At 64.1% G+C, this 17,276-nt stretch carries 15 protein-coding genes; 8 read left to right on the forward strand and 7 right to left on the reverse strand.

Annotated features, from left to right (window positions below; genetic code table 11):
• Window positions 1-43: 43 nt before the first annotated feature.
• Complete coding sequence (gene secB, locus IQ16_RS02345; protein ID WP_018646030.1) at window positions 44-532, forward strand: protein-export chaperone SecB; 489 nt, start codon at window positions 44-46, stop codon at window positions 530-532.
• Window positions 533-540: 8 nt separating this feature from the next.
• Here the strand turns inward: secB and dnaQ are convergent, their stop codons facing one another.
• From dnaQ to IQ16_RS02365, 4 genes are read right to left on the reverse strand one after another with little or no spacing between them, the layout of a single operon-like run.
• The gene (gene dnaQ / locus IQ16_RS02350; protein ID WP_018646029.1) at window positions 541-1,257 is read right to left on the reverse strand and encodes a DNA polymerase III subunit epsilon; all 717 of its coding nucleotides are present in this window, start codon (window positions 1,255-1,257) and stop codon (window positions 541-543) included.
• 27 nt (window positions 1,258-1,284) lie between these two features.
• Window positions 1,285-1,884 carry a dephospho-CoA kinase gene (coaE, locus tag IQ16_RS02355; protein WP_018646028.1) on the reverse strand — a complete coding sequence of 200 codons (600 nt, stop codon included), beginning with the start codon at window positions 1,882-1,884 and terminating at the stop codon, window positions 1,285-1,287.
• Window positions 1,885-1,907: 23 nt separating this feature from the next.
• Entirely contained in the window at window positions 1,908-2,516 is a 609-nt protein-coding gene (locus tag IQ16_RS02360; protein ID WP_018646026.1) for a Maf family protein, read from the reverse strand.
• A gap of 8 nt (window positions 2,517-2,524) precedes the next feature.
• Window positions 2,525-3,364: a pyruvate, water dikinase regulatory protein gene (locus IQ16_RS02365; RefSeq protein WP_018646025.1), complete on the reverse strand. Its 840-nt coding sequence runs from the start codon at window positions 3,362-3,364 to the stop codon at window positions 2,525-2,527.
• 457 nt (window positions 3,365-3,821) lie between these two features.
• Between IQ16_RS02365 and hemJ the strand changes: the two genes are divergently transcribed.
• From hemJ to IQ16_RS02410, 7 genes are all read left to right on the forward strand, one after another.
• Window positions 3,822-4,256 (forward strand): protoporphyrinogen oxidase HemJ, encoded by a 435-nt coding sequence (gene hemJ / locus IQ16_RS02375; RefSeq protein ID WP_018646024.1) that lies wholly within the window; start codon window positions 3,822-3,824, stop codon window positions 4,254-4,256.
• A gap of 247 nt (window positions 4,257-4,503) precedes the next feature.
• Entirely contained in the window at window positions 4,504-5,769 is a 1,266-nt protein-coding gene (gene rho / locus IQ16_RS02380; protein ID WP_011083462.1) for a transcription termination factor Rho, read from the forward strand.
• Window positions 5,770-6,080: 311 nt separating this feature from the next.
• The gene (mnmE, locus tag IQ16_RS02385; protein ID WP_018646023.1) at window positions 6,081-7,433 is read left to right on the forward strand and encodes a tRNA uridine-5-carboxymethylaminomethyl(34) synthesis GTPase MnmE; all 1,353 of its coding nucleotides are present in this window, start codon (window positions 6,081-6,083) and stop codon (window positions 7,431-7,433) included.
• A gap of 646 nt (window positions 7,434-8,079) precedes the next feature.
• Window positions 8,080-9,960 (forward strand): tRNA uridine-5-carboxymethylaminomethyl(34) synthesis enzyme MnmG, encoded by a 1,881-nt coding sequence (gene mnmG, locus IQ16_RS02395; RefSeq protein ID WP_018646022.1) that lies wholly within the window; start codon window positions 8,080-8,082, stop codon window positions 9,958-9,960.
• Window positions 9,961-9,969: 9 nt separating this feature from the next.
• Window positions 9,970-10,743 carry a 16S rRNA (guanine(527)-N(7))-methyltransferase RsmG gene (rsmG, locus tag IQ16_RS02400; protein WP_018646021.1) on the forward strand — a complete coding sequence of 258 codons (774 nt, stop codon included), beginning with the start codon at window positions 9,970-9,972 and terminating at the stop codon, window positions 10,741-10,743.
• 30 nt (window positions 10,744-10,773) lie between these two features.
• Window positions 10,774-11,628: a ParA family protein gene (locus IQ16_RS02405; RefSeq protein ID WP_018646020.1), complete on the forward strand. Its 855-nt coding sequence runs from the start codon at window positions 10,774-10,776 to the stop codon at window positions 11,626-11,628.
• 145 nt (window positions 11,629-11,773) lie between these two features.
• Window positions 11,774-12,661 (forward strand): ParB/RepB/Spo0J family partition protein, encoded by an 888-nt coding sequence (locus IQ16_RS02410; RefSeq protein WP_026312464.1) that lies wholly within the window; start codon window positions 11,774-11,776, stop codon window positions 12,659-12,661.
• A 289-nt stretch (window positions 12,662-12,950) separates the two neighbouring features.
• Here the strand turns inward: IQ16_RS02410 and holA are convergent, their stop codons facing one another.
• The 3 genes from holA to leuS all read right to left on the reverse strand — a co-directional run bounded on the left by holA (window position 12,951) and on the right by leuS (window position 17,271).
• Complete coding sequence (gene holA / locus IQ16_RS02420; protein WP_018646017.1) at window positions 12,951-13,979, reverse strand: DNA polymerase III subunit delta; 1,029 nt, start codon at window positions 13,977-13,979, stop codon at window positions 12,951-12,953.
• Window positions 13,980-14,108: 129 nt separating this feature from the next.
• Window positions 14,109-14,660, reverse strand: coding sequence for an LPS assembly lipoprotein LptE (locus tag IQ16_RS02425; protein ID WP_018646016.1), 552 nt, complete (start codon window positions 14,658-14,660; stop codon window positions 14,109-14,111).
• Window positions 14,647-17,271 carry a leucine--tRNA ligase gene (leuS, locus tag IQ16_RS02430; protein WP_018646015.1) on the reverse strand — a complete coding sequence of 875 codons (2,625 nt, stop codon included), beginning with the start codon at window positions 17,269-17,271 and terminating at the stop codon, window positions 14,647-14,649. The genes IQ16_RS02425 and leuS overlap by 14 nt, the downstream gene beginning before the upstream one ends.
• Window positions 17,272-17,276: the final 5 nt, after the last annotated feature.

Consider the following 17,276-nt stretch of genomic DNA (forward strand, 5'->3'; position numbering starts at 1 on the left):
CCGCCGCGAATTTCAGCCCCAATCGGGTTAAGGAGACACTTCTATGACCAACGGTAACGGCACCCCTCCCGAGGCGGCTCAGGCTCCCCAGCTCAACGTGCTGGCGCAATATACCAAGGACCTGTCGTTCGAAAATCCGAACGCGCCGAGCTCGCTCCAGCAGCAGGGCCAGCCGCCCCAGATCAACATCCAGATCAATGTCGGCGCCAATAACCTCAGCGAACAGGAGTTCGAGGTGACGCTGACGGTCGAAGGCAAGGCCGAGACCGCGGGCAAGGTGATGTTCTCGTTCGAGCTCGCCTATGCCGGCGTGTTCCGGATCGTCAACGTGCCGAAGGAGAACCTGCACCCGCTGGTCATGATCGAGTGCCCGCGGCTCTTGTTCCCGTTCGCCCGTGAGATCATCGCAACCGCGGTGCGCGATGGCGGGTTCCCGCCGCTGATGCTGGACCCGGTCGATTTCGTCGGTCTCTATCGCCAGAACATGGAGCGGCAGATGGCCGCCCAGGGTGGCCAGACCGGCCAGGCCTAAGCGCAGGCTTAACCAGCCGGAGGGGCGACTGGAGCGGCGAGATACTCGTTCCAGATCGCCTTTTCGCCCATCGTTGCGATGAAGGCCCGATGGGCCTCCCGCTCGGCATCCGAAACCCGCGGCGCGAGCGGCACTGACCGCTGCCGCCGCGGCGCATCGCCGGCGGAATTGACGCGAATCTCTGCGCTCTCCGAAGCCAGCAGCAGCTGCGACTGCCGCGCCCCCACCAGATCGACATAGACTTCCGCAAGCAGTTCTGCGTCGAGCAGGGCGCCGTGCTTCGTGCGGTGTGAATTGTCGATCGAATAGCGCGAGCAGAGATCGTCGAGCCGGTTCGACACGCCGGGATGCTTGCGGCGCGCCAGCAGCAGCGTATCGACCAGCCGCTCGCGCGGGACCGCGGCACGCTTGATCCGGTCGAGCTCGGCATTGATGAAGCTGATGTCGAACGAGGCGTTGTGGATCACCAGCGGTGCATCGCCGATGAACTCCAGAAACGCATCGACGACCTCGTGGAACAGCGGCTTGGTCGAGAGAAATTCGGCCGACAGCCCGTGCACGGCGAAGGCTTCCGCCGGCATGTCCCGTTCGGGGTTGATATAGACGTGATAGGTCTGTCCCGTCGGCATGCGGTTGAAGATCTCGACGCAGCCGATTTCGACCAAGCGATCGCCGCGGAGCGGATCAAGGCCGGTAGTTTCGGTGTCGAGGACGATTTCGCGCATGATCGGGAGGCCGTGTGAGACGGCGAATCAGACTCGCCGCTGCGGCATCTTAACGACCTCGGCCAGGATGTGCTTGATTTGGGCGCGCACCGGCTCAAGTCCGTGTGAGGTATCCACCACGAAATCGGCCCGCTTGCGCTTCTCGGCATCCGGCGTCTGCTTGGCGATGATGGCATCGAGCTTCGCTTCGTCCATCGTGCCGCGCGCCAGCACCCGCTCGCGCTGGAGTTCCGGCGAGGTCGAGACGACAACGACGGCGTCGACCCGCTTCTCGCCACCGGTCTCGAACAGCAGCGGAATGTCCAGCACCACGACCGGCGCCTTGGCGGCCTCGGCGTCGGCGAAGAACTTCTTCCGGGAGTCACCGAGCATCGGATGGACGATCTGCTCGAGCTGCTTGATCGCGGCGGGATCGTGCACCACGCGCGCCGACAGTTTTGTCCGGTCGACCTTGCCGTTCACAGTGGTGCCGGGGAAGGCGGCCTCGATCGCCGGCGCCGCTTCACCCTCGTAGAGCTGATGCACGGCGGCATCGGCGTCGTAGACGGGCACGCCGGCCTCCGCGAACAATTTCGCGGTGGTGGATTTGCCCATCCCGATCGAGCCGGTCAGTCCGAGGATCCGCATCAGCACCCAGCCTTCTCTCGCATCTACACCGCAATTAGCTGCTCGCTCCGCAGGAACGCAAGCAGCGGCAGCAGCGGCAGGCCGAGAATGGTGAAATGGTCGCCCTCGATGCGCTCGAACAGATGGATGCCGAGACCCTCGAGCTGATAGGCGCCGACGCTTCTGGTCACGGCATCGCCGGCGGCGTCGAGATAGGCCGAAAGCTCGGTTTCGCTCATTGGCCGCATGGTCATGCGCGCCACTGAGACATCCTCGAAAACAATCTTGCCGTCCCGCGCCACGGCCACAGCGGAATTCAGCTCGTGGCTGTTGCCGGCGAGATCGCGCAGTTGCGCCAGCGCCTGTGGGCGGCCGACGGGCTTATTGAAGAGACGGCTGCCGAGCGCCAGCGTCTGGTCGGCGCCGATCACATAACTTCCCGGACGACCCATAGAGACCGCCCTGGCTTTTTCGCGGGCCAGCAGCAGAGCGATCTCGCGCGGATCGCTGAGGTTGGAGCTGGCCTGGATACCGCGCTCGTCGATATCAGCCGTGACGGAATCGAATTCGAACCCGGCATTGGCCAGCAGCATTTTTCGTGCGCTGCTTTGCGAGGCCAGGATCAGCGGAGATGTGCCGCGCCACAGAGCCATCGCGACAACTATTCCGAGGGCCGGTTGCGCTGACGATCGCTGTAGAGCTTCATGATCGCCGCGGCGGTTTCCTCGATCGAGCGCCGCGTGACGTCAAGCAGCGGCCAGTCGTGCTTGGCGCTCAGCTTGCGCGCGAACGCGACCTCCTCGGTGACCGACTGCCTGTCGGTATAGGTGTCGCTGCCGGACTCGGCGCCCATGGAGAGCAGGCGGTTCTGGCGGATCTGGATCAAACGTTCCGGCGTCGCGTGCAGGCTCACGACCAGCGGCCGCGTCAACGTCTCGAGCTGCGCCGGCACGGGAATGCCGGGCACCAGCGGCACGTTGGCGGTGCGGATGCCGCGATTGGCGAGATAGATCGATGTCGGCGTCTTCGAGGTGCGGGACACGCCGACCAGAACCACGTCGGCATCGTCGAGACCTTCGACATGCTGACCGTCGTCATGGATCATCGTGTAGTTAAGTGCGTCGATGCGCTTGAAATATTCCGCATTGAGCACGTGCTGGGCGCCGACGCGACCCGTCGTCGCAGCCCCGAGATAAGCTTCGAACAGCTGCATCACCGGCCCGATGATCGACAGGCTCGGAACATTGATCTGCTTGCACTTGTCCTCGAGCCTGGCGACCAGATCCTTCTCGAGCAGCGTGAACAGCACGATCCCCGGCGCTTCCTCGATCTCGTCGAGCACCCGGTCGAGCTGCTTCTGGCTCCGCACCAGCGGATAGACATGCTCGACCGGCGTCACGTTCGCATATTGCGCAGCGACGGCGCGCGCGACGGTGATCAGCGTCTCGCCGGTGGAGTCGGAGACCAGGTGCAGATGGAAATAATTGTTCGAGGTCGGCACAAAAACTCTTTGGATGAGGGCGGGGTGGTTTGTGGATTTCTGTGGAGCTTAACCGCTCGGAAAGGGATGTGCGACACCAGGGACGGGACAAGTGCCAATTTTCTTCACACCGCTGCCCGTCAGAACAAGTCCGACGCCTCTCCATGCGGGAAGCGGGATTGCGCGGATAACCCCCTTGATAAGCTGCCGACGAGCGCACGCAAGCCTTTGAGTCCGGACGGCTTATCGGAACTGGCCGGACCTGCGCAGAATATGTTGATGGATGTGAACAAGCGCGCGCGAAGCGGCGGACGGAATTGCGTGAGTCCAATCCACGGTCACTTAGACTCAAACCTTAAGAATCTAAGATTCTAGATTTGAGGAAGGCGCTACGGACGGATATGTGTGCAGGGTAAGACCTTAACGGGTTCTTACTATCCCCAGCTCCTTTCGCTGGGCATCAATCCGGGCCGCGAAAATGTTCGAAGACGGCTATCTCTGGATCAAGGCGCTGCATGTGATCGCCGTCATCTCCTGGATGGCGGGCATGCTCTATCTGCCGCGGCTGTTCGTTTATCACTGCGACGCCGAGATCGGCTCGAAGCAGTCGGAGACGTTCAAGGTCATGGAACGCCGGCTGTTCAAGGCGATCATCAACCCCGCCATGATCGTCACCTGGCTTGCCGGGCTTTTTCTCGCCTGGTCCGGCCACTGGTTCACGTTCGGCTGGCTGCACGTAAAACTGGCATTGGTCCTGGCGCTGTCGGCGGTCCACGGCTTTTTTTCGCGCTGGCTCAAGGATTTCGCCGCCGACCGGCGTCCGCGAAGCCAGAAATTCTATCGGATTATCAATGAGGTGCCGACCGTTTTGATGATTCTCATCGTCATCATGGTGATCGTGAAGCCGTTCTAGGCAAGCCACCCGCGGAATCGCTCAGCGCTTCGGCTTGCGGAGAAGGGAGCGATTTTCTATATTATCGATATCCCACCCAACGCAGGCGGATGTGGTTGTGTCTGAGCTTTCCAGAGGCCGGACACCGCATCAGGTTTGAAGCCTCACCGGCACTCTCCTTGCCAGACCTGCGGACCTTAATCTTCTCACGTCCGCATTTCAGAGCCTCCTCGCACCCCTTCCAAGGTTACCCCACAGGACCACCCCAATGCGGGAAATTAAACTCCAGGACCTCAAGTCGAAGACCCCGGCCGAGCTCGTCTCGTTCGCGGAAGAGAACGGGGTCGAGAACGCCAGCACCATGCGCAAGCAGGAGCTGCTGTTCGCCATCCTCAAGCAGCTGTCGCTGGCCGAGACCGATATCGTCGGTGAAGGCGTCGTCGAGGTGCTCTCCGACGGTTTCGGCTTCCTCCGCTCGCCCGATGCGAATTATCTGCCGGGCCCTGACGATATCTACGTTTCGCCCTCGCAGATCCGCCGTTTCGGCCTGCGCACCGGCGACACCATCGAAGGCCACATCCGCAGCCCGAAAGAGGGCGAGCGCTATTTTGCGCTGCTGAAGGTCAACACGCTCAATTTCGAGGACCCGGAAAAGGCCAAGCACAAGGTCAATTTCGACAACCTCACGCCGCTGTTTCCGAACCAGCGTTTCCGCATGGAAATCGACGATCCGACGCGGAAAGACCTGTCTGCACGCGTGATCGACATCGTCGCCCCGATCGGCAAGGGCCAGCGCGCGCTGATCGTGGCGCCGCCGCGCACGGGTAAGACCGTGCTGATGCAGAACATCGCGCACTCGATCACGCACAATCATCCCGAATGCTATCTGATCGTGCTCTTGATCGACGAGCGTCCGGAAGAAGTCACGGACATGCAGCGCTCGGTGAAGGGCGAGGTCGTGTCCTCGACCTTCGACGAGCCGGCGGTGCGTCACGTCCAGGTCGCCGAGATGGTGATCGAGAAGGCCAAGCGCCTGGTTGAGCATGGCCGCGACGTCGTGATCCTGCTCGATTCGATCACGCGCCTCGGCCGCGCCTACAACACGGTCGTGCCGTCATCCGGCAAGGTGCTGACCGGCGGTGTCGACGCCAACGCGCTGCAGCGTCCGAAGCGCTTCTTCGGTGCCGCCCGCAACATCGAGGAGGGCGGCTCGCTGACCATCATCGCGACCGCGCTGGTCGATACCGGCAGCCGCATGGACGAAGTCATCTTCGAAGAGTTCAAGGGCACCGGTAACTCGGAGCTGATCCTGGACCGCAAGGTCTCGGACAAGCGCACCTTCCCGGCGATCGACATCTCGCGCTCCGGCACCCGCAAGGAGGAGCTCATCACCGATCCGCAGGTGCTCAAGAAGATGTACGTGCTCCGCCGCATCCTCAATCCGATGGGCACCATGGACGCGATCGACTTCCTGCTCGACAAGCTGCGCTCGACCAAGAGCAATTCGGAGTTCTTCGACTCCATGAATACTTGAGTGCAGTGCAGCAGAATCAGAGGGCGCCTTCGGGCGCCCTTTTTGTTGCGGCTTTGCTGCAGCGAAGTGCAGCATTCAGGGGTGCCGCAGCGCTTATCGCTGTGTCCCATTAATTTGTTGATATATCAAAATAATACTTGAATTCGACTCGGCCGAACCTCTTCCGGAGAAGGCATTTCTGCAGCAAAAATGACGCGAATATATTGCGGTGCAATAAGAGAATTGCTGCGGATCTGGCGCAGCAAAATCCTGCCGCCGACCGGGCTGAAAACGGATGTTTGCCTTTTCACTGGCAGCCGCACAAATAGGCCATGCATCCGCGGGACCAGACCATTTTTGCGCTGTCATCCGGCCGGGCGCCCAGCGCCATTGCAGTGGTGCGCGTCTCGGGCGCGCAAGCCGGCCTGGTTCTGACGACCCTCGCAGGGAAGCTGCCGGTGCCGCGACAGGCGAGCCGCCGGCTGCTCCGGGACGGCGCGGGCCAGCCGATCGACGACGCGGTCGTGCTCTGGTTTCCAGGACCGGCCAGCGCGACCGGCGAGGACATCGCCGAATTTCACGTCCATGGCGGCCGGGCGGTGCTGGCGGCGCTCCTCGCTGCTATTTCTGATATTCCGAATACGCGGGCGGCCGAGCCCGGCGAGTTCACCCGGCGCGCCTTCGAGAACGGCAAGCTCGACCTGACCGAGGCCGAGGGCCTCGACGATCTCATCCACGCCGACACCGACCGGCAGCGCCGCCAGGCGCTGCGCCAGCTGCAGGGCCTGCTCGGCGACCGCGCGCGCGACTGGCGCGAGCGCATCATCGAGGCGTCGGCGCTGATCGAGGCCGGTATCGATTTTTCCGATGAAGGCGATGTGCCGGCGGAGTTGCGGGCGCCGGCGGTGAAAGCGATCAAGGCGCTACACGATGAAATCACAAAAGTGCTTGCGGCACAGGGACATTCTGAACGTCTGCGCGACGGCCTCGTGGTTGCGATCGCGGGCGAGCCGAACGTCGGCAAGTCGACGCTGATGAATCAGCTCGCGCGGCGCGACGTCGCGATCGTCTCGCCGCATGCGGGTACCACGCGCGACGTGATCGAGGTGTCGCTCGATCTCGATGGCTATCCGGTCACGGTCATCGACACCGCCGGCATTCGCGAGACCGACGATCCGGTCGAGCAGGAAGGCGTGCGTCGTGCGCGTGCGCGTGCCGAGGACGCCGACCTGGTCTTGTGGCTGGCCGAGGGTGAGGGGCCGGTCGGTCCCGAGGCAATGCGATCGCTGGGGAAATCCGAAGACCATCGACCCGGCGGATCGGTCTGGATCGTGCGCAACAAGATCGACCTGGGCGGGGCCGGAGGTGCCGAGCCGGCAGGCGAGTTCGGGATCTCGGCCAGCCGGGGCGACGGCATTCCCGAGCTGGTCGACGCCCTCGTCAAATTCGCCGCCAATTTCTTCGGGACGACCGAGGGTGCGTTGGTGACCCGGGCTCGCCAGCGCGATCTGTTGCGCCAGGCCTCGGACAGCTTGCGCCGGAGTCTGGACCTTGTAGAAGAGGGCGAAGAGCTCGCGGCCGAAGAGCTGCGCGCCGCCGCCTACGCCCTGGGCCGGCTCCTGGGTCGGGTGGACGTCGAGGACGTCCTCGGGGCCATCTTCCAGAAATTCTGCATCGGAAAGTAGCGCTAGTTCTTCATTGTAGAACTAGCACTTGTTCCATTGCTTGGGTTTCACGTGAAACGAGGACGGTTCTCGTAGCCCGGATGGGGCGCAGCGCAATCCGGGGCCGGTCGCCCGGCGGAGATACCTTCCCCGGATTTCGCTGCGCTCCATCCGGGCTATAGCCCTTTCGCTAACAGATGGGGTCGATTCTCTCTTTTGTTTCACGTGAAACAATTGGGCAGTTTCAGTGGTTTCGTTTGCGGATCCGATGTCCCACCAGCGAGGATTAGGCCGGCGGCCGCACCCCAACCTCGTCATTGCGAGGAGCCCTTGCGACGAAGCAATCCAGACTGCCTCCGCGGAGGGGTTCTGGATTGCTTCGCTGCGCCCGCAATGACGGAGTGCGACGCGACGGGTCTGACTCTGATCCGCCTCCTCCTCGTAACGCGATAATAGGGAATGGTAGGACGCTTTCGGCTCCTTTCGCGTAAGGAGGCCAACGATTGTTTCACGTGAAACACGAGGCAGATCAGGGCGCCTCCTACTGTGCATGGGGTTGTTCTCGCGAAATTGCCGCAGTCCCCTTCGGCCCATCTGTTTCACGTGAAACACGGTCCCACCCAGTTTCCACTTCCGGCTTTTTCCGCTCTGGGATAGAAGTCCGCCCATGCGAACAGAGCGAGAGAGTTTCGACGTCATCGTGATTGGCGGCGGCCACGCCGGCTGTGAAGCTGCGGCTGCCGCCGCCCGGATGGGTGCGACCACGGCTCTGGTGACGCACCGTTTCTCAACGGTCGGCGCGATGTCCTGCAACCCCGCCATCGGTGGTCTCGGCAAGGGTCATCTGGTCCGCGAGGTCGATGCGCTTGATGGTCTGATGGGCCGGGTCGGCGATGCCGGCGGCATCCAGTTTCGCGTGCTCAATCGCCGCAAGGGCCCCGCAGTCCGCGGTCCACGGGCCCAGGCGGACCGCAAACTCTATGCGGCGGCGATGCAGGCCGCGATCCGGGAGACCAACGGTCTTTCCGTCATCGAGGGCGAAGCCGACGAGCTAATCGTGGTCGAAGGACGCGTCACCGGACTGCGTCTGGCCGATGGCCGGGAGCTTCGGGCAGGGGCGGTTGTCGTCACCACCGGCACCTTCCTCCGTGGTCTGATCCATCTCGGTGAGAAGAACTGGCCCGCCGGCCGGGTCGGAGAGGCACCGGCGATGGGTCTTTCGGCTTCCTTCGAGCGGGCCGGCTTCACCCTTGGACGGCTCAAGACCGGCACGCCGCCGCGTCTGGACGGCACCACAATCGACTGGGCGGCGGTCGAAATGCAGCCCGGAGACGAGCCGCCGGAGCCGTTCTCGGTCATGACCGAGCGGATCACGACCCCGCAGATCCAGTGTGGGATCACCCGGACCACGTCCGCAACCCACGAGGTGATCCGGGCCAATGTCCATCGCTCCCCGATGTACTCCGGCCAGATCAAGAGCTCCGGACCGCGCTATTGCCCCTCGATCGAGGACAAGATCGTCCGCTTCGGCGACCGCGACGGCCATCAGATCTTCCTGGAGCCGGAAGGGCTCGATGATAGCACCGTCTACCCCAACGGCATCTCGACCTCGCTGCCGGAGGAGGTCCAGCTCGCGATCCTCGCCAGCATTCCCGGCCTAGAGCGGGTGAAGATGGTCCGCCCCGGCTACGCCATCGAATACGACCACATCGATCCCAGGGAGCTCGATCCGACCCTGCAGACCAAGCGCCTGCGCGGTCTGTTTCTGGCCGGGCAGATCAATGGCACCACCGGATACGAGGAAGCCGCCGGGCAGGGCATCGTGGCCGGCCTGAACGCCGCGCTCTCCGCCAGCGGCGCCGCGCTGACGGTGTTCGACCGCGCAGACGGCTATCTCGGCGTGATGATCGACGACCTCGTGACCCGCGGGATCAGCGAACCCTATCGGATGTTCACCTCGCGGGCCGAGTACCGGCTGACGCTGCGCGCCGACAATGCCGATCAGCGCCTCACCGAGAAGGGGATCGCGCTTGGCTGCGTCGGCAGTGCCCGGACCCGGCATCACCGCGCCAAGATGGACGCCCTGAACGCCGCCGGGACACTGTCGAAGTCGCTGACCATCACCCCGAACGAGGCGATCAAGCACGGACTGTCCCTGAACCGGGACGGCCAGCGCCGCTCGGCGTTCGAGCTGATGGCCTATCCCGAGATCGGCTGGAGCCAGGTCCGCGCGATCTGGCCGGAGCTGTCGGCGATCGATCCCATCATCGCCACCCATCTCGAGATCGACGCCAAGTACGATGTCTATCTGGAGCGCCAGAGCGCCGACGTCGAAGCTTTCAGGCGCGACGAGGGGATGGTGTTGTCGGAGGTGGACTACCAGCAGGTCCCCGGTCTCTCCAACGAGGTCCGCGCCAAGCTGGAGAAGGCGCGGCCGTTCACGGTCGGCCAGGCCGGCCGCATCGATGGCATGACGCCGGCGGCACTCGGCATTCTCGCGGCCTATCTCCGCCGCGAGGCACGGAAGACTTCCAAGGCAATCGCATAGGCGTTTCACGTGAAACAGCGCGGACCGGGCGGGGACAGACCGCTATCGCGACGACCCGGAGTAGGTGAGGGCGCGGGTCGTCGATCCGAACCGGCGACGGCCAAACCGAGGATCGACAAGGCCAGCGCCAACGATCGGTCGCTCGATGCCATCATCGCCGCGGACAAGATCGCAGCGCTCAAGCTCGCGCCCGTTTCACATGAAACAGAGACCCGGCTCGACCGCTACATCGCGCTGCTCCGGGAGTGGCAGGCCAAGACCAATCTCGTTGCGCCGTCGACCCTGCCAAACCTCTGGACCCGGCACATCGCCGATTCGCTCCAGCTCGTCGATCTCGCGCCGAGCGCAAAGCGCTGGGCCGACCTCGGCAGCGGCGGCGGCTTTCCCGGCGTCGTGCTCGCCTGCGCCATGGCGGAGACCCCGGGCGGCAGCGTCCACCTCGTCGAGCGAATCGCCAAGAAGGCGGCGTTCCTGCGCGAAGCTGTCCGCGTCACCTCATCTCCGGGAGTCGTACATCTCGCTGAGATCGGGGATAATGTGGATAGAATCACCGGCCCCGTCGATTGCGTCACCGCGCGTGCGCTGGCTCCGCTACATCAACTCATCGGCTTTGCGGAGCCGCTGATGCGCCAGGGCGCAAAGGCGCTATTTCCTAAGGGTCAAGATGTAGAGGCTGAATTGACCGAAGCCGCTAAATATTGGAATATTCAGCCTCAGCTCCACCAAAGCCGCACCGGCGATGGTTGGATCGTGGAGCTGAATGCCGCCGAACGGCGAGGGTGAGACGTTCAGGGGTGGAGTGGGGAAATTTCGATGAGCGTGATTGACGAGCCGCAGCAAGAGCAGACCGCAGAGGTCCCGCACGGCCACCCGCGCATCCTCGCGCTGGCGAATCAAAAGGGCGGCGTGGGAAAAACAACCACAGCGATTAACCTCGGCACGGCGCTCGCTGCGATCGGCGAGCGCGTCCTGATCGTCGATCTCGATCCGCAGGGCAACGCTTCGACCGGCCTCGGCATCGATCGTCGCAACCGCTCCTGCTCGACCTACGACGTGCTGATCGGTGAAGCGCCTCTGCGCGAGGCGGTGGTCTCGACCGCAGTGCCGCGGCTGCACATCGCACCCTCGACCATGGATCTCTCCGGCCTCGAGCTCGAGCTCGGCACCACGCCGGGCCGCGCCTTCAAGCTGCGCGACGCGATCGGCGCGCTCAACAACAACGTCTCGCCGGATGCCGACTACACCTATGTGCTGATCGACTGCCCGCCTTCGCTCAACCTTCTCACGGTCAACGCGATGGCTGCGTCGGATGCGATCCTGGTGCCGCTGCAGTGCGAGTTCTTCGCGCTCGAAGGTCTGTCGCAATTGCTGCAGACGGTGGAGCAGGTTCGCTCGACGCTCAATCCGAACCTGTCGATCCACGGCATCGTGCTGACCATGTTCGACTCGCGCAACAACCTCTCCAACCAGGTCGTCGCCGACGTGCGCCAGTTCATGGGCGAGAAGGTCTACAAGACCATGATCCCGCGCAACGTGCGCATCTCGGAAGCGCCGTCCTACGGCAAGCCCGTGCTGGTCTACGATCTCAAATGCGTCGGCAGCGAAGCTTACCTGCGGCTCGCCACCGAAGTGATTCAGCGCGAGCGCGAGCTGCGCACGACGCATTAGCGGTGCCGTAGGGTGGGCAAAGGCGTCTTCGCCGTGCCCACCATCTTCCGCACATAAACAACTGGTGGGCACGCTTCGCTTTGCCCACCCTACGATTTGAAATTCAGTTCTGGAGTGCTGCACCGTGAATCCAAGGGAGCTGGCGATGGCCGACGAAGCGCGTTCGCGACTGGGCCGGGGTCTTGCAAGTCTGATCGGTGACGTCGGCGGCGAGGCTCAGCATGTCGATCGGCCGCGCGCGCAGCGCAAGGTGCCGATCGAATTCATCAAGGCCAATCCGCGCAATCCGCGCCGCACGTTTTCGGACACCGAGCTCAAGGAGCTCAGCGAGTCCATCAAGCAGCACGGCGTGATCCAGCCGATCGTGGTGCGTCCGGTGAAGGGCGCGCAGGACCGCTTTGAGATCATCGCCGGCGAGCGGCGCTGGCGTGCCTCGCAAATGGCCGGCCTGCACGAGGTGCCGATCGTCCCGGTCGACATCAGCGACAGCGATGCGCTGGAGTTCGCGATCGTCGAGAACGTGCAGCGCGAAGATCTCAACCCGATGGAAGAGGCGCAGGGCTATCACGCGCTCGCCAACGAGTTCAAACGCAGCCAGGACGACATCGCAAAGGTCGTGGGCAAGAGCCGCAGCCACGTTGCCAACATGATGCGGCTGACCAAGCTGCCGGCCGAGGTGCAGGCCTTCATCGCGACCGGTGAATTGACGGCGGGTCACGCCCGCGCGTTGATCGGCGTGCCTGATCCGCTCGCCGCCGCCAAGCGCATCGTCGAGGAAGGCCTCAACGTCCGCCAGGCCGAGGCGCTCGCGCATGAAGAGGGCGTACCGGAGCGCAAGCCGCAGAAGGCGCGCTCGACCGGGGGCAAGGAGAAGGACCCGGATACGATCGATCTCGAGAAGCGCGTCAGCGACGCGCTCGGCCTCAAGGTCACCGTCAATCACCGCGACCCCGGCGGCTCCGTGCAGATCAACTACCGCAACCTCGATCAGCTCGACGAGGTGATGAAGCGGCTCGCCAAGGGCGCGCTGTAACTCTCTCGGTGTCGTCCTGGCGAAAGCCAGGACCCATACCGCGTGATCCTTCAATTGCTGAAGGTCGCAGTACCGAACTACGAATCTTCGCCAAACCTCTCCCTGGGGTAATGGGTCCTGGCTTTCGCCAGGACGACGGCCGAGTATTTGGCGCGCGTCTGCATCCACCACGTCATTGCGAGCGGAGCGAAGCAATCCAGAATCTTTCCGCGGAGGGAATCTGGATTGCTTCGCTGCGCTCGCAATGACGAGTGGAGAGAGTTACACCCGACGTGGAGAGAGTGGAAGTCTACCCCCGCCGCTTCGCATTCGCGGCGATCGCCATCAGCGTGCGCTGGGCGATGGCGGCGGCGAGCGTCGATTGCTTGCGGGTGTCGAGCGCGGCGGTCGCGAGCTGCTCGATGATGGCGGCGAGGCGTGCCACGCTGAAATTGCGCAGCGCGGTTTCGACCATCGGCTTTCGTGAAAAGTGTAAGCGCGGAAAGCCGCCGTCGAGCACGGCGGAGGCCGGCTGGCCGTCGGCGATCGCGAGCGCGGATTTGTGCAGCCATGCGGCCTGGCGCTGTGCGGCCGAGATGATCACGCCGGGATAGGTGCCGGCGATCATGGCTTTTGCAAATTCGGTCTCGACGATGTCGGGCCGGCCGGCGAAGGCGCCGTCCACGATCGGATCGAGCTTCAGCTCGGACGCGTCGGCGACCACGGACATCACGTCGTCCAGCGTGATCTCGCCTTTGCCATGGGCGTAGAGCGTGAGCTTGCGCAGCTCGTTGCGCGAGGCCTGGCGGTCGCCGCCAAGGAAGGACATCAGCGCCGCGCGGGCATCCTGCGCGATGCGCAAGTTCGCGATGCGGAGCTCATCCTCCATCAGCTTGGCGAGGTCGCGCTCGGTGTCGGGATAGCAGCCGATCGCGACCGCCGTCCTGGCCTTCTCGCAGGCTTTGCGCAGCGGCGATTCCGGGCGCAGCTCGCCGGCCTCGATCACGATGCGGCAATCCTTCACGCTCATCTCGGCCAGCGTATCGATGCCGCCGGCAAAGCTGCGCGAGCCGGCGCGGATGCGGATGGCGCGGCGGCCGCCGAACAACGGCACGGTCATGGCTTCGTCGACGAGCCGCGACGGCTCGGCGGAGAGCTCGTCGCCGTCGAGCTTCACCAGCGAGAAGGGATCGTTGGGATCGTCGACCGCCGAGGCGATCAGCGCGTCGGCGCGTTCGCGCACGAGGCCGGCATCAGGACCGTAGAGCAGGATGATCGGACGGCCCGCATCGGGGCGGGCGAGGAAGGCGTCGATTTCTTTTCCGCGCAGCGCGACCATCGGCCCAACTGTCATTCCGGGGCGCGCGAAGCGCGAACTACGGTGCGCAATTGCGCACCTGAGAATCTCGATCAACAATCTCTGGATTCCGGGTTCGCCCTGCGGGCGCCCCGGAATGACGGGAATGAACTACGTGCCCGCGGTGAAGAACGCGGCGAGCCGGGTATTGATGTTCTCCGCGATCTCGTTGGCGGCACGATCCTCGGCATCGCGAACGGCGCGGTTGCGCGAGAAGCGCTGGTAGGACCCGGGCATGTCGTACGACACGCGCGAGAACGTGGTGCCGGTCATGACCGACTTGCCGCTGACGATCTCAATCAGATTGTACTGGCAGTCGATGCCGAAATTCTCGCTGCTCGGCAGACCCGTGTTGGGATCGACGATCAGCGAGGAGCGGCTGGAGTTGAAGCGGATGTCCAGGCGGTGCGTCGGCGGCATGCCCGTGGCGCTGCCGTAGAGCTTGAAGGCCAGGGCATTGCGGACCTCGACGCCGACACGGGCCTCGCGGGATGCGTTGGGCTTGCTGATGGGCGGCAGCTCGACCCCCATCAGCTTCTCGCGCAGGCCGGGGGTGCCGTCGCCGCGGTCGGCATACATCGGCTGGAAGCAGCCAGCCGTCAGCGCCGCCAGTGCGGCGACTGCCAGCAGGCGGGCTGCGATGCGGATCCTAGCCGACAACATTCACGATCCTCTTGGGGACGATGATCACCTTGCGGACGGGCTTGCCGTCCAGGGCCAGCTTTACCGCATCGAGGGCCAAAACGGCAGCCTCGATTTCCGGATTCTGGGCCGCTGTTGCAACTGTGACCTCACCCCGCTTCTTGCCGTTGACCTGGACCACCAGGGTCACGCTGTCTTCAACCAGCAAATCGCGTTCGATTTGGGGCCAATTGGCCTCCGAAACCAGCCCCTTCTGGCCCAGAGCCTGCCAGCACTCCTCGGCCAGATGCGGCATCATCGGGGAGAACAGCTGGACCAGGATCTGGCCGGCCTCGCGGATCGCCCAGGCTAGGTCGTCCGCCGGCCGGCCGGGACGCTGGAGCACCTCCGAGAACGCATTGGTGAATTCGCGGATATGGGCGAGGCAGACGTTGAAGTGCAGCCGCTCGATCCCGGTGGTGACCTTGTCCAGCGTGCCATGGGCGGCCTTGCGCAGGGCGGTCGCATCCGGGCCGAACGAGGCCGGCCGCGCCGCCGGCGCGGCCTTGCCGAACTCCACGGAGTCGTTCACCAGCCGCCACAGCCGCTGCACGAAGCGCGAGGCGCCCTGGACGCGCTCCTCGCTCCAGATCACGTCGCGGTCGGGCGGTGAGTCCGACAGCATGAACCAGCGGGCGACGTCGGCGCCGTAGGTCTCGATGATGTCGTCGGGGTCGACCGTGTTCTTCTTCGACTTCGACATCTTCTCGATCGGGCCGATCTGGATGTCTTCGCCTGACGACAGCAGCGTCGCGCGGCGGCCGTTGCCGCCGACTTCGATCTTCACCTCGGCCGGCTGCACATAGGTGCCGTCGGCCTTCTGGTAGGTCTCGTGCACCACCATGCCCTGCGTGAACAGGCCGGCGAACGGCTCGTCCAGCGCCACGTGCCCGGTCGCCTTCATCGCGCGGGTGAAGAAGCGGCTGTAGAGCAGATGCAGGATCGCGTGCTCGACGCCGCCGATATACTGGTCGACCGGCAGCATCCGGTTGGCCACGGCAGGCGTCGTCGGCGAAGTCTCGTTCCAGGGATCGGTGAAGCGCGCGAAGTACCAGGACGAATCCACGAAGGTGTCCATGGTGTCGGTTTCGCGGCTAGCGCTGCCGCCGCATTTCGGGCAGGTGACGTGCTTCCACGTCGGGTGATGGTCGAGCGCGTTGCCCGGCTTGTCGAAGCTCACATCCTCCGGCAGCACCACCGGCAGGTCCGCATCCGGCACCGGCACAACATCGCATTTCGGGCAATGGATCACCGGGATCGGGCAGCCCCAATAGCGCTGGCGCGAAATGCCCCAGTCGCGCAGGCGGAAATTGACCTGGCGCTCGGCGACCGGCGCATTGCCGCGCAGCTCGCTCTCGAGACGCTTCGCCACCTCTTCCTTGGCCTGATCGATGGTCATGCCGTCGAGGAAGCGCGAATTGATCATGCGGCCGTCACCGTCATAGGCGGTATCGGTGATGACGAACGATTTCGGATCCTGGCCCTCGGGACAAACGACCGGCGTATTGCCGAGGCCGTATTTGTTGACGAAGTCGAGGTCGCGCTGGTCGTGCGCGGGGCAGCCGAAGATCGCGCCGGTGCCGTATTCCATCAGCACGAAGTTGGCGACATAGACCGGCAGCTTCCAGCTTGGGTCGAACGGATGCACCGCGCGGATGCCGGTGTCGAAACCCTGCTTCTCCGCGGTGTCGATGAGCGACTGCGCCGTGCCGATCTTCTTGATGTCGGCAATGAACTCCGCAAGCTTCGGGTTCTTGGCGGCGGCGGCCTGAGCCAGCGGATGATCCGCCGAGATCGCCATGAACTTCGCGCCGAACAGCGTGTCCGGGCGCGTGGTGAAGATCTTCAGCTCGCTTTCGCCGGCGGGCGTCGTCGCCGCATCCAGCGCGAAGCGGATCAGCAGGCCTTCCGAGCGGCCGATCCAGTTGCGCTGCATCAGCCGCACCTTGTCGGGCCAGCGGTCCAGCCCATCCAGCGCCGATAGCAGCTCCTGCGAGTACTTCGTGATCTTGAAGACCCACTGGCTCATCTCGCGTTGCTCGACGATCGCACCGGACCGCCAGCCGCGGCCGTCGATCACCTGCTCGTTGGCGAGCACGGTCATGTCGACCGGATCCCAGTTGAGCTTCCGCTTCTCGCGCTCGGCGAGGCCGGCGGCGAGCATGTCCAGGAACATCTTCTGCTGATGCTTGTAGTAGCTCGGATCGCAGGTCGCGAATTCGCGGCTCCAGTCCAGCGACAGCCCGATCGAGCGGAGCTGCTTCTTCATCGCGGCGATGTTGTCGTAGGTCCAGGCCTTGGGCGCGACCTTGCGCTCGATGGCGGCGTTCTCGGCCGGCAGGCCGAAGGCGTCCCAGCCCATCGGGTGCAGCACGTTGAGCCCTTTGGCGCGCATGAAGCGGGCCAGCACGTCGCCCAGCGTATAATTCCGGACATGGCCGATATGGATGCGCCCGGACGGGTAGGGGAACATCTCGAGCACATAGTATTTCGGCCGCGGATCGTCGTTCTTCGAGACGAAGATCGCCTGCTGGTCCCAGGCAGCCTGCCAGCGCGGTTCGGAATCGCGGGCGTTATAGCGTTCGGAGGTCATGGAAT

This window comes from Bradyrhizobium huanghuaihaiense (assembly GCF_007830635.1).
GTDB classification, from domain to species: Bacteria; Pseudomonadota; Alphaproteobacteria; order Rhizobiales; family Xanthobacteraceae; genus Bradyrhizobium; species Bradyrhizobium huanghuaihaiense.

Coding starts and splice junctions, on each gene's coding strand:
- secB (WP_018646030.1), top strand. CDS start 44: ATGACCAACGGTAACGGCACCCCTCCCGAGGCGGCTCAGGCTCCCCAG.
- dnaQ (WP_018646029.1), bottom strand. CDS start 1,257: ATGCGCGAAATCGTCCTCGACACCGAAACTACCGGCCTTGATCCGCTC.
- coaE (WP_018646028.1), bottom strand. CDS start 1,884: ATGCGGATCCTCGGACTGACCGGCTCGATCGGGATGGGCAAATCCACC.
- IQ16_RS02360 (WP_018646026.1), bottom strand. CDS start 2,516: ATGGCTCTGTGGCGCGGCACATCTCCGCTGATCCTGGCCTCGCAAAGC.
- hemJ (WP_018646024.1), top strand. CDS start 3,822: ATGTTCGAAGACGGCTATCTCTGGATCAAGGCGCTGCATGTGATCGCC.
- rho (WP_011083462.1), top strand. CDS start 4,504: ATGCGGGAAATTAAACTCCAGGACCTCAAGTCGAAGACCCCGGCCGAG.
- mnmE (WP_018646023.1), top strand. CDS start 6,081: ATGCATCCGCGGGACCAGACCATTTTTGCGCTGTCATCCGGCCGGGCG.
- mnmG (WP_018646022.1), top strand. CDS start 8,080: ATGCGAACAGAGCGAGAGAGTTTCGACGTCATCGTGATTGGCGGCGGC.
- IQ16_RS02405 (WP_018646020.1), top strand. CDS start 10,774: ATGAGCGTGATTGACGAGCCGCAGCAAGAGCAGACCGCAGAGGTCCCG.
- IQ16_RS02410 (WP_026312464.1), top strand. CDS start 11,774: ATGGCCGACGAAGCGCGTTCGCGACTGGGCCGGGGTCTTGCAAGTCTG.
- holA (WP_018646017.1), bottom strand. CDS start 13,979: ATGGTCGCGCTGCGCGGAAAAGAAATCGACGCCTTCCTCGCCCGCCCC.
- IQ16_RS02425 (WP_018646016.1), bottom strand. CDS start 14,660: ATGTTGTCGGCTAGGATCCGCATCGCAGCCCGCCTGCTGGCAGTCGCC.
- leuS (WP_018646015.1), bottom strand. CDS start 17,271: ATGACCTCCGAACGCTATAACGCCCGCGATTCCGAACCGCGCTGGCAG.